Here is a 14,232-nt window from a genome sequence, read left to right as displayed (position 1 = left end):
GAGTATACGCGGGGGGGGGCTCCTCACAATTCTTGCTCGGACCCGTCGAGTCCGACACGCTGGCCCCCTGGCAGCTTCGGCGGCATGATTCGGACCCGCGTATGACGGTTGACGCTTTCTTGAAATATTTCCGGTCTCTCCACATGGCCACGCAGGGCCTGGCATGCGAGGACTTCGTTGAGAGCTGAACTCGCGGGGTCACGTGGCCGTGTCCTGGTGATCGGTGCCAAGGCGGCGAACGACGCCGTGCTCGCGCACCTGTCCGAAAGCGGTTTCCAGTGGGCCATCACCGAGGACATGGCGGAGCTGTCCAAGCTGGCGGAGTCACTCCAGCCAGACGCCATCCTCGTGGCGACCACGGGCAAGCGCGCCGCCGAGGCGCTCGCCGCCGTGCGCCAGGATGCCCGGCTTCGGGATGTGCGGGTGCTGGCGGATCTCACCCGCTCGCGCTCGGAGGTGTTGCGCAAGCTGCCCGTGGATGACTGGGTGCGCAACCTCCAGGAGCTCGCGCCCCGGCTGGAGTCGGTGCTGCGCGAGCGCAAGCTCATGGAGCGCACCCGCAACCGCACGGAGCGGCTGCTGGAGATCACCCAGGCGGCCACCAGCTCGCTGGAGCTGGAGCAGATCCTCCGGCTGGCGGTGGAGAAGGTGGGCTCCGTCATCAACGCGGACCGCTGCTCCGTGGTGCTGGTGGAGGACATCAACGCCCGCACCGCCAGCGTGGTGGCCACGCTCGAGGATCCCGGCCTGTCGCTGGATGTGGACCTGGCCCGCTACCCCGAGCTGCGCCGGGCCCTGGAGACCCGGCAGGCGGTGCTGGTGGACGAGCCCGAGCGGGATCCGCTCATGGAGGAGGTGCGCCCCGCCCTCAAGTCCCTGGGCGTGCGCTGCATCCTCGTGCAGCCGCTGGTGTGCCAGGACGAGCTGCTCGGGGCCCTCTTCCTGCGCATCTCCCGGGGCTCGGAGAACTTCGGCCGGGACGAGCAGGAGTTCGCCCAGGCGGTGGCGGCGGCGCTCGCCAACTGCATCCGCAACGCCCGCCTGCACACCGCGCTCAAGAAGAAGCGCGACGAGCTCGAGCTGGCCTACGTGGAGCGCTACCGCGAGCTGAGCGAGGCCAACCGCCGCCTCAAGGACCTCAACCGGCTCAAGGACGAGATCATCGCCGTGTGCAGTCACGACCTGCGCGCCCCGCTGCAGGTGCTGCTGGGCCATGGCCGGCTGCTGCTCGAGGGCGGGTTGGATCCTCAGCAGAAGCAGTCCGCCGAGGCGATGATCCGCCAGGGCCGGAAGATCCTCGGCCTGATGGAATCGCTGCTGGAGCGCGGCAAGGGCGACGTGGCGCGCCTGTCCATCGAGCCGCGCGTGCTGGACATCTCCGTGCTCTGCAAGGAGAGCGTCACCGAGCTGGAGATCCTCGCCGCCGAGCGCGGGGTGGCGTTGAGGGCGGAGACCACCGAGAGCCTGATGCTCATCGGTGACGAGCTGAAGCTGCACGAGGTGCTGCAGAACCTCATCACCAACGCCATCCACCACGCGCAGGACGCGGGCGAGGTGGTGGTGAAGGCCTCGCGGCTGGTGCGCCCGGACGGTGACGTGGCGCGCATCGTGGTGCAGGACGACGGCAAGGGCATTCCCGCCGAGGAGCTGCCGCTCGTCTTCGACCGCTACCGCAGCGGGGCCAAGGGCGGCGGTGGCACGGGCCTGGGGCTCGCCATCTGCAAGGAGTTCGTGGAGCTGCATGGCGGGGAGATCTGGGCCGAGGCCCCCTCCGAGGGCGGCGCCGCGTTCATCTTCACCCTGCCGCTGGCGCAGGAGGTGAGCCGCGCGGTGCGCAACCTCCCCAACAAGGAGACGGCCGAGCAGCCGCGCGTGCTGGTGGTGGAGGACGAGCCGGAGATCGCCGCCGTGCTGGTAGAGGTGCTGCGCTCGCGCTACCGCGTGGACGTGGCACGCGACGGTGCCGAGGGGCTGGCCCGGGCGCGGACCTCCAAGCCGGACCTGGTGGTGATGGACGTCTTCCTGCCCAAGCTGGACGGCCTGGACGCCGCGGTGGCCCTCAAGTCCTCCTCGGACACCGCCAGCATCCCCGTCATCCTCCTGTCCGCCCACCAGGGCGTGGCCGACAAGGTCCGCGCGCTCAACCTCGGCGCGGTGGACTACATGAGCAAGCCCTTCAACGCCATGGAGCTGCTGGGCCGCACCGAGCGCGCCCTCAAGCTGCGCAAGGCCGAGGCGGAGCTGGAGCGCGCCTCCTCGACGCTCATGCGGCGCAGCGGGAACGATCCCATCACCGGGCTCTATGACCGGCGCGGCCTCATGCTGCGGTTGGACCACGAGGTGAGCCGCGGGCGGCGCTACAGCCGGCCGGTGAGCCTCGCCGTGCTCCGCCCGGATCGCTACGTGCTCGACGACGCGCTGCGCGGCGTGCCGGACGTGATGCGCGCCCGCCTGCGCACCCAGGACATCCTCGGCCACCTGGGCGAGGGCGTGCTCGCCGTCGTCCTGCCCGAGTGCAATGTTGAAGCAGGACGCAACGTCATCGGCCGGTTGCTGCCGGATGTCGAGAAGCACACAGGGGTGGAGTACCGCTCGGCGGTGGCGGACGTGAGCCACGACAGCGAGCCGGCGGAGCGCATCCTGGAGCGGCTGGGAGCGCCCGCCCCCGTGCCGAAGCTGTAGCCCCGGGTTAGACTCGGGGGGTGCGCCCGAGCCGAACCCTCACCCGCGCCGTGTCCCTCCTGGCCCTCGTCGGGTTGGGGGCGGCCGCGGCCCCCGCCTCGCGCCGGCCCGCGGTGGACCGGTCGGCCATGAGCGAGGCCATCCGCGCGGCGGCCAATGACGTCGGCACCGCCTCGCCCGCCAGCTATGCGCACTACCTGAGGGCGGAGCTGGCGAGCCTCTCGGGGGACCACCGGAGCGCGGTGGACGAGCTGCGCCTGGCGCTGGCCACCGACGAGAACGAGCCGCTCCTCCTCACGCGGCTCGGCGAGGAGTACGCGCGCCTGGGGGAGCTCAAGCGGGCCGAGCGCGAGCTGCGGCGCGCGGTGGAGCGACACCCCGACTACTACGCCAGCCGGCTGTTGCTGGGGCGCGTGTTGATGGAGTCCCGCAAGCCCTCGCGGGCCCGGCTGCACCTGCGCCGCGCCATCCAGCTCCAGCCCCGCGAGCCCGAGGCCTACCTCGTCCTCGCGCAGCTCTACCTGGATTCCCGCGCCAACGAGCAGGCCGTGAAGGTGGTGGAGGAACTGGCGGCGGCGCTGCCCGGCGAGTCCGTCGGCTACCGGCGCCTGGGACTGGCCCTGGCCGAGCGCGGTGATGGTGCCCGGGCCAGTGTGTTGCTGGCGAAGGCCATCGAGAGAGACCCCGGGGACGTGGAGGCGCTGACCACGCTCGCGCAGCTCCAGGAGAAGGCCGGCCGCGTCTCCGAGGCCGAGGAGTCGCTGGCCCGCGCGCTGGAGCGAGACCCGGACAGCCAGGCGGTGCTGATGAACGCGGGCCGGCTCGCGCTGCTTCAGGGCTCGTCGGTGCGGGCGCGGGCGTACTTCGACCGGTTGCTGTCGCTCTCCGACGATCCGGAGCTCGCCGTGCGGGTGGCCCTGTCCTTCCTCTCCGCGCGGGACATGTCCTCCGCCATGCAGGTGCTGGATGGTGCCCGGAAGGGCAGGGGGGCTTCCCCCCGCGTCTCCTTCTACTCCGGCCTGGTGCACGAGCGGCTTCATCACTTCGACGTGGCCGCCAGGGCCTATGCCGAGGTGCCCGTCTCCTCCGAGCTCTTCTTCGACGCGCGCGTGCGCCGCGCCAGCTGCCTCTCCCAGGTGGGCGACCACGAGACCGCGCTCGCCCTGCTGCGCGAGGCGCTCGCCGAGCGTCCCGACGACATGGGCCTGTGGGTGCAGCAGGCCCGGGCCCTGGAGCGCGGCGGCATGCCCGAGCGCGCCGTGGCCGTGCTCAAGGAGGCCCTCGGCCGCAAGCAGGAGCCGGACCTCTACGAGGCGCTCGCCTCCACCCTGCGGCGCCAGGGACGCGCCTCCGAGGCCCTCACCCTGCTGCGCGACGCCATCGAGCAGCACCCTCGCGAGCCGGCCCTGCGCTACACGATGGCCAACGTGCTGCTGGTGCAGGGGGACGAGGACGGGGCCCTCACCTGGATGCGTGGCGTGCTCCAGTTGGACCCGGACAACGCCGCGGCCATGAACTTCATCGGCTACGTGCTGGCCCAGCGCGGCCGGGACTTCACCGAGGCGGAGCGGCTGGTGCGGCGCGCCCTGGAGCTGCGCCCGGATACCGGCTCCTTCCTCGACTCGCTGGGGTGGATCCACTACCAGCGTGGTGACTACCCCCGCGCCGTGGAGGCCCTGGAGCGCGCGGCGGAGCTGGAGCCCGACGAGCCCGTCATCCTCGAGCACCTGGGCGACGCCTACCACCGTGTGTCACGCTCGGGTGAGGCCGCCGGCGCCTGGAAGCGCGCCCTGGACCTGCTGGCCCTCAATCCGGAAGCCGCCGAGCCGCCCGAGCAACGGGCCCTCATCGAGCGCAAGCTGAAGTTGCTATCCACCGGTGCGGCGGATCGCTAATGTCCTCGGCAGTGACCATGGCGCGACTCGACGAGGGCTTCTTCACTGGGAAGGACGGGCTGCGGCTCTTCTGGATGTCCGAGCAGCCGGAGCAACCCCGTGCCCACGTGGCGGTGGTGCACGGCTACGGCGACCACATCGGCCGCTATCGCACCACCTTCGACGCCCTCACGGCCCAGGGTTACGCCGTCCATGGCTTCGACTATCGCGGCCATGGCCGCGCCGACGGGCGCCGCGGCTTCTGCGCCTCCTGGCCGGACTACCTGGACGACCTGGCCGCCTTCTGGGAGCGGGTACGCCGCGCGGCCGAGGGGCGGAAGATGTTCGTGCTCGCGCACAGCCATGGCGCGCTCATGACGGTCCACCTGCTGGGGCGTGGCGGGCTTCAGGGCGTGAGCGGCGTTGTGCTGTCCGCGCCTTATTTCAAGCTCGCCATCACTCCCCCGGCGCTGAAGCTGGTGGCCGCCCGGGCGGTGGGCAGGGTCCTTCCGTGGATGCCCATCAAGACCGAGCTGTCGATGGAGGATCTCAGCCGGGACGAGGCGGTGCAGGAGGCGGCACGTCAGGACCCCCTCTACAATCAGATCGTGACGCCGCGCTGGTTCATCGAGGCCACCGAGGCCCAGGCCCGGGTGATGTCGATCGCTCCGGAGGTGAAGGTGCCGCTCTTCCAGCTCTGCGGGGCGGAGGACCGGGTGGCGAGCGTGGAAGCCGGACGCCTCTTCTTCGACGCCGTGGGCTCGAAGGACAAGGTGTACAAGGTGTATCCGGGGATGCGCCACGAGCCCCTCAACGAGCTCGGCAAGGAGGAGGTCCAGGGTGACATCAGCAACTGGATCTCTTCGCATCTCTGACGTAGGTTCCAATTCCTTACAGCGCAAACTTCGATGGGCGAGGACGCCTCCGAGGGTCACCGCATGGCACAGGGCGAGCAGACGGGCATCATCGGCAAGGGCATCGTCATCCGGGGGAACCTCACGGGTGGCGGCGATCTCATCATCGAGGGGCGGGTGGAGGGGCAGATCTCCCTGAAGAACCACCTGACCATCGAGGGTACCGGCAAGGTCCAGGCGGACATCCGCGCCGAGGAGCTGACCATCAACGGCGAGGCGAGCGGCAACATCGATGCCTCGGGCCGGGTGGCCATCAATGCCTCGGCGAAGGTCGCGGGCGACATCAAGGCGCCGCGCGTGGTCATCGAGGACGGAGCGGTCTTCAACGGGTCCATCGAGATGGACGTGAAGCTGCCGGACGACATCTAAACGGGCCTTGGGGCCAGCAGAACCCTCCGGGAGGGGTGGACAACACTCATGGCGAATACGGTCATTGGTTCGAGCATTGTCATCGACGGTGAGATCTCCGGCGACGAGGATCTGGTCATCCAGGGGACGGTGAAGGGGAAGATCTCCCTGAAGGAGAGCCTGTACGTCGAGGGCAGCGGCGTCGTCGAGGCGGACATCGAGACGCAGAACGTCGAGATCGCCGGCCGCGTCACGGGCAACATCGCGGCCACCGACAAGGTGGAGCTGAAGACGGACTGCCGCGTGGTGGGCGACATCAAGGCCCCGCGCATCCTCATCGCCGACGGCGCCTCCTTCAAGGGCAACGTCGACATGGACATCCCGAAGGAGCGCTGATCCTTGGCCACCGCGAAGGAACTGGCCCCAGGGGCCACCGTCAACAACACCGTGGTGGGTCAGTCCATCCTCATCAGCGGCAAGCTGACGGGTGACGAGGATCTGACCGTGCGCGGCCGCGTGGAGGGCGAGCTCACGCTGAGCCGCACCCTCATCGTGGAGCCCACGGGCGTGGTGAAGGCGAACGTGGCGGTGAGGAACGCCATCGTCAGCGGCGTGGTGGTGGGCAACATCAACGCCACCGAGAGCGTGGAGCTCACCCGCGAGGGCCGCATGGTGGGCGACATCCATGCCCCGCGCGTCATCATCGTCGATGGTGCGAGCTTCCGCGGCCGCGTGGACATGGGCGAGGTGGAGCCGGGCCGCGTGCCCGCGGATCGTCCGGCGCTGCCGCGTCCGACGGCCGTGCGCCCCGCCGTGCGTCCGGGCACCAACGTGCCCGCCCGTCCGGCGCTGCCCGCCGCGCGTCCCACGGCGCCCGCCGCCGCTGCTCCGACCCGTTCGGCCGCCACGGCGCCCACCGCCCGTCCGGCACCGCCGCCGGCTCCGGGAGCGACCGCCGCTGCTCGTCCGGCACCGCCCGCGCCGCCCGCTTCCAGGGCCGCCGAGCCGCCTGCCCGGCCCGAGCCTCCCCGGCCGCCGCCCGCCGCGCCAGTCCCGCCGACGGTGGCGGAGGCGGCCAGGAAGAAGGTCGTCGTGAAGAAGAAGGGCCGTTAAAGCGTTGTGGTGGTTCCGTCGCGCCGCCGCACCGCCGTCGCGGCGCTAGGACGGGTCGATACCAGGGGTGCCGATGAACGCCATGAGCGCCGAGAACAGAATCGACGAGGTGGACGCGAAGCCGAGCACCCCGGGGGAGGAGTCGTCTGGGACGACCCCTCCCGAGTCGGCCGCGTCCGGGTCCGCAGCCTCTCCCTCCGTGCAGGAGGGGGCGGCGGAGGCTTCCGCGGGTGAGGGGACGTCCGGGGCCGCCGCGGCCCAGCCGTCCGCCACTCCCGCCGAGGTCGTGGAGGCCGTCGCGCCCCGCCGCCGCGGGCACGTGGCTCCCGCCCACATTCCGCTGGAGCGGATCGACGAGGACACCACCTTCCAGATCCGCCCCGTGGGGGATCTGTCCGCGCTGGCCACGGATCTGGCCCGGCTGGGGCAGCTCTACCCCGTGGACGTGCGCTTCAAGCCGCCCGATCGCTTCCAGATCATCTCCGGCTTCCGCCGGGTGGCGGCGCTGCGCTTCCTCAAGAGGGATCGCGTGCTGGCGCGCCTGCACACGGATCTCTCGGACGAGGACGCGCTGCTCATGGCGCTCGCCTCGGCCATGCATGCCTCGCCGGTGAGCCGGGAGGATCTGGAGGCCAAGCGGGCGCAGCTCGAGGCCGAGGGGCGGCTGACGCCCATCGCCCGGGACATGTTCGAGAAGGCGCTGGCCGACGACGAGTCGCTGGCGCCGGAGATGGTGGAAGAGGAGGTCGACGCGGACGAGCTGGCCGCGGAGGCCACCCAGCGGCTGGTGGATCTCAACCAGGATCTGGCGCTGCTGGCGGACGTGTTCGCCGACCTCGATGAGACGCGGAAGCAGGAGCTGCTCACGCAGCTGCGCTACTCCTCGGATCTCGTGGCCTGGCTGGAGAGCTTGTGAAGGTGGACACGCTCGCGCGTGACAGGGCCCGCCTGCTGGAGCTGCTCACCGAGCGCTCCTTCGAGCGGCGCAAGGTCGTCCTCTCGTCCGGCAAGGAGTCGGACTTCTACATCGACTGCAAGCGCACGGCGCTGCTGGCCGAGGGGCACTTCCTCATCGGCCGGCTGCTGCTGGACGCCGTGCGGCGGGAGGCCTCGGAGGCCGTGGCGGTGGGAGGCCTGACGCTGGGGGCGGATCCGCTCGCCTCGGCCGTCAGCCTCTCCAGTTACCTGGCGTGCACGCCGGTGCATGCCTTCATCGTCCGCAAGGAGCCCAAGGGCCACGGGACGGGCCAGTGGATCGAGGGCATGAAGGCCCTCTCTCCCGGTGCGCCGGTGGCCATCCTGGAGGACGTGGTCACCACGGGAGCGTCCACGCTCAAGGCGATCGAGCGGGCGCAGCTGGAAGGACTGAGGGTACTTGGGGCGTTCGCGCTGGTGGACCGACTGGAGGGTGGTCGCGAGGCGGTCGAGGCCGCCGGACACCGGCTCTTCACCCTGTACACCCGCAAGGACTTCATTCCATGAAGACGCAGTTGCGGCTCGGGGCGCTGCTGATGGCGCTCACGGGCTGTGTCTCCACGCCTCCCACGCTGGGAGATCCCCCTCCCGCGCTCAAGGACGAGCGGGAGGAGCTGGCCTACCAGCAGGTGCTGGAGCGGTACACGGCTCGAGACGAGCTCTACAGCGGCTTCGACACCGTGCTCTTCGCCGCGGCCACCCTGCAGACGGAGGCCTTCCGCCAAGCCCGCATCCAGCGCACGGGCACCTTCAAGGCGCTGACGCAGGATCGCGTCCGGGAGCTGCTCACGCAGGAGATGGCGGAGGCGGTGAAGACGCACGAGTTCTTCCTCGGCGTCCACGTCTACAACTACCGGTACGAGGACTTCGACCGGCCCTCGTCCATCTGGAACGTGGTGCTGGTGACGCCGCAGGGAGAGGTCCGGCCCCTCAGCGTGGAGCGCCTGGGCCGGGCGGATCAGGACATGCGGGCCTTCTACCCGTACCTGGGCACCTTCTGGGTGGGCTACCGCGTGCGCTTCCCCACCACGTTCCCCGACGGCAAGCCCGTCATCCTCCCGAACACCGAGCGCGTGGTGCTGCGCATGGCCTCCTCGCTCGGCAAGGTGGAGATGCGGGTGCACGCGCACTGACGCGCGCACCCGGCGCTCGCGTCAGGTCTGCTCCGGCCGGAGCACCTGCTTGTCCGGGGCGAGCGGCTGTCCGGCCTTCTGGAGCACATCCAGCAGCGCCGCCGGCGAGGCCTCGCAGGCGAAGGGCTGGGCGCGTGTCTCGGGGATGAAGCCCTCGTCCACCGCGCGCTTCATCAGCGCCAGCAGCGGCCCGTAGAAGTCCGCCACGTTCAGCAGGCCGATGGGCTTGTGGTGGATGCCGAGCTGGGCCCAGGTGGTGATTTCGAAGAGCTCCTCGAAGGTGCCCACGCCGCCGGGCATGGCGATGAAGGCGTCCGCGCGCGAGGCCATCATCGCCTTGCGCGTGTGCATGGAGTCCACCATGTGCAGCTCGGTGAGGCCCCGGTGGGCAATCTCCCTGTCCCCCAGCACGTGGGGCAGCACGCCCACCACCTTGCCACCTCCGGCGAGCACCGCGTCCGCCATGGCGCCCATCAGCCCCACGCTGGTTCCCCCGTAGACGAGGGCGAGCCCCCGCCGGGCGAGCTCCGCGCCCAGGGCCCTGGCTCCTTCGAGGTATTCGGGACGGGCTCCCATCCGCGAGCCACAGAAGACGCAGACCGATTGGATGCTCATCTAGGGTACTCCCCTGAAACGTTCCGGATTCGCGGCGATGTAGACCACCGCCACGGTGATGGCGAGCAACAATGGCGCGGCGCGGACGAAGACCCGGGGCCCCAGGCGCAGGGCGAAGCCCATGGGCAGGCCGAAGAGGAAGCCTCCGAGGTGCGCGGCCCAGCTCACTCCCGGCAGCATGCTGATGACCAGCACCTGGGCCAGCCAGAACATCAGGCTGCGGCGGAACTCGCGCGTGGCGATGAGGATCATCGCGCCGCCCCAGCCGAGGATCATCCCCGAGGCCCCCACGGTGGGCACCTCGAAGTTGAAGAGCAGGGCGAAGGCGGACGCGCCCAGCGTGGTGGCCAGGGAGATGATCAGGAACCGCGCGCTGCCGATGCCCCGCTCCAGGGGCATGCCCAGCGAGTACACCACCGACATGTTGAAGCCCAGGTGGAGCAGGCCGCCGTGCACGAAGATGCAGGAGAGCGCGCGCCAGTACTGGCCCTCCTGGACGTACGGCCCGTAGAGGGTGGCCCACTGGAAGACGGGCCCCCGTGCGCCCACGAGGAGCGCGCCCTGCTCCGGGCTCAGGAAGGCATCCAGCAGGTACAGGGCCACCGCGCCCACGAGGATGGTGGCGCACACCGGGGGCCACGGCTGGCGCACGGGTGGGGTAGGGGCCTCGGTGGGCCGCTGCTCGGGGCCAGGAGCTCCCGCGGGCTCCCAGGTGTCACGCGGCTCGTCGTTGGGGGAGGTCATCCGGTGGTCAGATCTCTCGACGGACGACGGTGTCACGCTTCCAGTGGTGCTCGTCCGTGTTGGGGTAGTCCAGCGTGAAGTGCAGGCCGCGGCTCTCCTTGCGCCGACTGGCGCAGTCCACGATGAGGGTGGCCACCTCGCAGATGTTGCGCAACTCGATCACGTCGCGCGTCACCTTGAAGCGCCAGTAGTAGTCGCGGATCTCCTCGCGCAGCAGCTCCAGCCGGCGGCGCGCCCGCATCAGCCGCTTGTCCGTGCGGACGATGCCCACGTAGTTCCACATCAACCGGCGGATCTCATCCCAGTTGTGCGTGACGACGACGCTCTCGTCCGAGGCCACCGCGCTGCCCTCGTCCCACGCGGGCGGCTCGTCATGGTGCTTGCCGTTCGCACGCGCCTCCTCGGCACACACCGCGGCGGCCCGGTGGCCGAAGACGAGCCCCTCCAGCAGCGAGTTGGAGGCGAGCCGGTTGGCGCCGTGCAGGCCCGTGTGGGACACCTCGCCGATGGCGTAGAGGCCCGGCACGCTGGTGCGCCCGTACAGGTCCGTCACCACGCCGCCGCACATGTAGTGGGCCGCGGGCACCACGGGGATGGGCTGCACGGCCATGTCGATGTTGAAGGCCTTGCACGTGGCGTAGATGTTGGGGAAGCGCTCCATGAGGAAGGCGCGCCCCAGGTGCGTCATGTCCAGGTGGACGCAGTCGTCGCCGGTGCGCTTGAGCTCGGCGTCGATGGCGCGCGCCACCACGTCGCGCGGGGCCAGCTCCGCCAGCCGGTGGTAGCGGTCCATGAACTGCTGGCCGTTGCGCAGCCGCAGCTTGCCGCCCTCGCCGCGCAGGGCCTCGCTGATGAGGAAGCTCTTGGCCTCCGGGTGGTACAGGCAGGTGGGGTGGAACTGGTAGAACTCCATGTTCGCCACCTCGGCGCCCGCCCGGTACGCCATGGCCACGCCGTCGCCCGTCGCCACGTCCGGGTTGGAGGTGTAGAGGTACACCTTGCCCGCTCCGCCGGTGGCCAGCACCGTCACCTTGCCCAGGAAGCGGTCGATGCTCCCCGTGGGCATGAGCGCGTACACCCCGAGGCACCGTCCGGGGGCCCCCGGCACCGGCCGCCGGTCGAGGATCAGATCGATGGCCGAGGTGTTGGGGAAGAAGGTGATGTTGGGCTGATCGTCACAGGCCTCCAGCAGGGCGCGCTGCACCTCGCGCCCGGTGATGTCGCCGGAGTGGATGATGCGCCGCTCGGAGTGGCCGCCCTCCCGGGTGAGATCGAACTCGCCGGTGGTGCGGCGGTTGAAGTCCGCGCCCAGCTGCACCAACTCGCGGATGCGGTCCGGGCCCTCGCGCACCGTCACCTCCACCGCGTCCAGGTGGTTGATGCCGGCACCGGCCTCCAGGGTGTCCTGGATGTGCGACTCGAACGTGTCGGTGGGGGACAGAACACTGGCGATGCCGCCCTGGGCGTAGGCGGTGTTGCTCTCGTACCGCTCCCGCTTGGTGAGGACGGCCACCGTTCCGTGGCGCGCCGCCTGCAGGGCGAACGAGAGGCCCGCTACACCACCACCCAAAACCAGGAAGTCGAACCTATGGGCCATGTGTCAGAGCCTTAATGGCTGTAAGTGCCGGAAACAAGGCGATTTCTTGAGGACTTTCGGGCGGGGATCTAAGGTTGAGGGGCCGATATGCGAGCCATTCCCGTCCTGCTGCTGACCGTGCTGCTGCTTGCCCCCCTGGGCGCTCATGCGTCCGAGGGCATCTACAGGTACGTGGAGAAGGATGGAACGATCGTCTACACGAACGTTCCACCTCCCGGCTCGAAGAAGGCGAACAAGCTCAAGGGCACCTTCTCCCAGGCGCCCGCGCCCAACGCCCCCGTGAGGGGCCGGGCGCGCACCCCGGAGGATCTCGAGCCGCACATCGTCCAGTCCGCCACGCGCTACCGCATTCCCACCGCCCTGGTGCGGGCCATCATGCACGCGGAGAGCAACTTCAACGTCAACGCGCTCTCCCCCAAGGGGGCCAGCGGGTTGATGCAGCTGATGCCCGGGACGGCCTCGGAGATGTACGTGAAGGACATCTTCGACACCCGGGACAACATCGAGGGCGGGGTGCGCTACCTGCGAGTGCTGGCCAACCTCTACAACGGGGACATGGTCAAGATGGTGGCCGCGTACAACGCGGGCCCGGACGCGGTGCGCAAGTACGGTGGCCAGGTGCCGCCGTACCCTGAGACGCAGGCCTACGTGCGCAAGGTGCTCCAGCTCTACTTCCATTACAAAGAGCGCGAAGAGCTCACGAAGAACGAGCCTCGCGGGACGGATCCGGATGGCGACGACGCGCGTGTCGGGACGGGGGCAGAAGAGCCCCGTTGACGAGGAGTTCCTGAAGCAGCTCTACCAGGGTGGAGAGCTGCTGGCGCAGGGCAGGGTCACCGAGGCCCGGCAGTTGCTGGAGCGGGCCCATCAGCTCCAACCGAGGAACGAGAAGGGCCGCAACCTGCTCGGGCTGGCCTACTTCAAGCTGGGCCTGTTCGACCGGGCCGCCGAGCTCTACGAGGCGCTGGTGCGCGACAACCCGGTGGACGCCACGCTGCGCGTCAACCTGGGATTGGTGTACCTGAAGACCAACGCCCTCCAGCGCGCCATGCGCGAGTTCGAGGCCGCGACGGATCTGCAGCCGGACCACAAGAAGGCGCACAACTACCTGGGGCTGGCGCTGGCGCAGGCCGGGGAGTACGGGCGCGCCCGCGAGCACTTCGTCAAGGCCGGCAGCGACGTGATGGTGGAGAAGATGGCCAGGGCCATCGCGGGGGAGACGTTCGCCCGGCCCTCGAGGCTCTCGCTGAGCGCGGTTCCGGCGGTCGCGCCCGCCGCGCGTTCCGCCTCCACTCCCGCTCCCGTTCCCGCCGAGGGGGAGTGGGGTGCCCAGTTCGGTCTGGACGAGTCCCCCTCCACCGCGGCGTCCCCGGCCGGCGAGGAGAGCTCGGAGGAGCTGCGCTTCACCGATGACGAGGGGCCGGGTGCACTCGCGGGGAGCCAGGGCCCGTCCGACGAGGCCGAGGCGCGGACGGAGGAGACCTTCGCGGAGACGTCCGCGGCGGTGGAGACGAGCGAGCCGTTGCCGCAGACGCTGGAGGGGGCCACCCCCGAGCTGCCGTCGAAGGTGGCCTTCCGGCCGGGCGCGGACGTGCCGGTGCTGGCCGAGCTGGTCTCGGCGGTGGCGCTGGCGGGGGCGAGCCAGGCCAACCCCTTCCGGGTGGGCAATGGCAGCTTCTCCGTGCGCGTGGACGGCGAGCTGCTCACGCGGCTGGAGGGGCTGGTGGCCTTCACCGGGCAGCTCGGGTTCCAACCGGAGATGAAGCGCTACCGGGGCCTCCCCACGGAGGAGGCCTTCGGCGAGGGGGCGGAGCAGTTGGTGCGCGTCAGCGGCTCGGGCGTGCTCTTCCTCGAGCCGGCGCAGGAGTGCTCCTTCCTGGCGGTGGACGTGGGCGACGAGGGCGCCTACCTCCGGGAGGAGTGCGTCTTCGCCTTCGAGGAGCCGGTGGCCTTCGAGAATGGCAAGGTGCCCTCGGACGTGGCGCCGGACCTGAGCCTGGTGCACCTGCGCGGGCAGGGGCGGGTGTTGCTGAGCCTCACCGGGACGCTGCGCTCGGTGCGCGTCGCCGAGGAGGCGCCGGTGACGATCCCCCTGTCCCACCTGGTGGGCTGGCAGGGTGGGGTGACCCCCCGCGTGGTGCCGCTGCCGGCGCCGGGGGGCGAGCCGCCCCGGATCGCCGTGGAGCTGACCGGTGAAGGATTTGCCCTCATCGCCCTCCCAGTCCGATAGAAGGCGG

General features: G+C 70.4%; 14 protein-coding genes. 11 read left to right on the top strand and 3 right to left on the bottom strand.

Annotated elements, in window-relative coordinates; genetic code table 11:
* Positions 1-216: 216 nt before the first annotated feature.
* The 9 genes from NR810_RS24460 to NR810_RS24420 all read left to right on the top strand — a co-directional run bounded on the left by NR810_RS24460 (position 217) and on the right by NR810_RS24420 (position 9,039).
* Complete coding sequence (locus tag NR810_RS24460; protein WP_257455788.1) at positions 217-2,682, top strand: ATP-binding protein; 2,466 nt, start codon at positions 217-219, stop codon at positions 2,680-2,682.
* Between the two features lie 20 nt (positions 2,683-2,702).
* Positions 2,703-4,577 carry a tetratricopeptide repeat protein gene (locus NR810_RS24455; RefSeq protein ID WP_257455787.1) on the top strand — a complete coding sequence of 625 codons (1,875 nt, stop codon included), beginning with the start codon at positions 2,703-2,705 and terminating at the stop codon, positions 4,575-4,577.
* 17 nt (positions 4,578-4,594) lie between these two features.
* Positions 4,595-5,431, top strand: coding sequence for an alpha/beta hydrolase (locus NR810_RS24450; protein ID WP_257455785.1), 837 nt, complete (start codon positions 4,595-4,597; stop codon positions 5,429-5,431).
* 63 nt (positions 5,432-5,494) lie between these two features.
* Positions 5,495-5,839, top strand: a complete 345-nt coding sequence (bacN, locus tag NR810_RS24445; RefSeq protein ID WP_108076791.1) for a bactofilin BacN — start codon at positions 5,495-5,497, stop codon at positions 5,837-5,839.
* Positions 5,840-5,887: 48 nt separating this feature from the next.
* Complete coding sequence (locus NR810_RS24440; protein WP_204227579.1) at positions 5,888-6,214, top strand: bactofilin family protein; 327 nt, start codon at positions 5,888-5,890, stop codon at positions 6,212-6,214.
* Positions 6,215-6,217: 3 nt separating this feature from the next.
* Complete coding sequence (locus NR810_RS24435; RefSeq protein WP_257455783.1) at positions 6,218-6,931, top strand: bactofilin family protein; 714 nt, start codon at positions 6,218-6,220, stop codon at positions 6,929-6,931.
* A gap of 73 nt (positions 6,932-7,004) precedes the next feature.
* Positions 7,005-7,847: a ParB/RepB/Spo0J family partition protein gene (locus NR810_RS24430; protein ID WP_257455781.1), complete on the top strand. Its 843-nt coding sequence runs from the start codon at positions 7,005-7,007 to the stop codon at positions 7,845-7,847.
* Positions 7,844-8,413 (top strand): orotate phosphoribosyltransferase, encoded by a 570-nt coding sequence (gene pyrE / locus NR810_RS24425; protein WP_257455780.1) that lies wholly within the window; start codon positions 7,844-7,846, stop codon positions 8,411-8,413. The genes NR810_RS24430 and pyrE overlap by 4 nt, the downstream gene beginning before the upstream one ends.
* Entirely contained in the window at positions 8,410-9,039 is a 630-nt protein-coding gene (locus NR810_RS24420; protein ID WP_257455778.1) for a hypothetical protein, read from the top strand. The genes pyrE and NR810_RS24420 overlap by 4 nt, the downstream gene beginning before the upstream one ends.
* A 21-nt stretch (positions 9,040-9,060) precedes the next feature.
* On the opposite strand, the gene NR810_RS24415 is transcribed toward NR810_RS24420, so the two are convergent.
* The 3 genes from NR810_RS24415 to nadB are packed head-to-tail and all read right to left on the bottom strand — an operon-like array spanning position 9,061 to position 11,995.
* Positions 9,061-9,654: an LOG family protein gene (locus tag NR810_RS24415; protein WP_257455777.1), complete on the bottom strand. Its 594-nt coding sequence runs from the start codon at positions 9,652-9,654 to the stop codon at positions 9,061-9,063.
* Positions 9,655-10,398, bottom strand: coding sequence for a rhomboid family intramembrane serine protease (locus tag NR810_RS24410; RefSeq protein ID WP_257455776.1), 744 nt, complete (start codon positions 10,396-10,398; stop codon positions 9,655-9,657).
* A 7-nt stretch (positions 10,399-10,405) separates the two neighbouring features.
* Entirely contained in the window at positions 10,406-11,995 is a 1,590-nt protein-coding gene (nadB, locus tag NR810_RS24405; RefSeq protein ID WP_257455775.1) for an L-aspartate oxidase, read from the bottom strand.
* 87 nt (positions 11,996-12,082) lie between these two features.
* Between nadB and NR810_RS24400 the strand changes: the two genes are divergently transcribed.
* On the top strand, positions 12,083-12,772 hold the full coding sequence (locus tag NR810_RS24400) for a lytic transglycosylase domain-containing protein (protein WP_257455774.1): 690 nt from the start codon (positions 12,083-12,085) through the stop codon (positions 12,770-12,772).
* Positions 12,726-14,225, top strand: a complete 1,500-nt coding sequence (locus NR810_RS24395; RefSeq protein ID WP_257455773.1) for a tetratricopeptide repeat protein — start codon at positions 12,726-12,728, stop codon at positions 14,223-14,225. The genes NR810_RS24400 and NR810_RS24395 overlap by 47 nt, the downstream gene beginning before the upstream one ends.
* The last annotated feature ends 7 nt before the right edge of the window (positions 14,226-14,232 follow it).

The sequence above is a fragment of the Archangium lipolyticum genome (assembly GCF_024623785.1).
Lineage (GTDB): Bacteria > Myxococcota > Myxococcia > Myxococcales > Myxococcaceae > Archangium > Archangium lipolyticum.
This window is presented reverse-complemented; position numbering and strand designations above follow the sequence as displayed.